Source organism: Streptomyces chiangmaiensis (assembly GCF_036281785.1).
GTDB lineage: Bacteria > Actinomycetota > Actinomycetes > Streptomycetales > Streptomycetaceae > Streptomyces > Streptomyces chiangmaiensis.
This window is the reverse complement of sequence record NZ_JAYWVC010000715.1, coordinates 1-622: the sequence shown is the minus strand read 5'-3', so window position 1 is coordinate 622 and position 622 is coordinate 1. Positions and strand designations below refer to the sequence as shown.

Sequence of the window (622 nt, the reverse complement as noted above, 5' to 3'; positions counted from 1 at the left end):
CGCGGGCCAGGGTGGTCTTCGCGAGGAACTTCGGCCGGAAGTCCTCCACCGCAACCCCATCATGACCGGTCACAACGTGCTTGGCCCACTTGCGGCCGGTGTCCTCACGCTGCCTCGCGACCTTCTTGGAGACCTTCGCGGCCTGCGCCTGCGCCTTCCGGTAGCCCTTCGATGCGGGCTGCCCCTTCGAACGCCGACGCCGGGCCATCATCCGCTGACACCTCGCCAGCCGCTGTGCAGCCTTACGGCCGTGTTCGGCATGCGGGAGGTCGTAGGCGTCATCGGTGGTGGTAGCCGTCTCGGCCACCCCCCAGTCCACGCCCAGGACACGGCCGGTCGCCGGCAGCGGCACGACCCGGGCCGGGACAACAAACGACGCATACCAGTGCCCGAGACTGTCCTGGTACACGCGCACGCTCGACGGGTCGGCCGGAAGGTCCCGCGACCACACCACCGTCACCGTGATGCCCCCGGCCAGGTGCAGACGTCTTTCAACCGGAAGCCACGCCGCGTGTAGTTCAGGCTCGGCCGCGCCTCCCGCTTCTTCTTCCACCTGGGCATCCCGGCCCGGCGGCGCTGCGGCAACCGGTCCTTGATGTCTTTGAAGGCCTTGGCGCGGGAG

Annotated in this window: 1 pseudogene; it reads right to left on the bottom strand. The window is 69.3% G+C overall.

What is annotated here, in order from left to right:
- Positions 1–622: pseudogene (locus VXC91_RS46590) on the bottom strand (RNA-guided endonuclease InsQ/TnpB family protein); the annotation flags it as partial.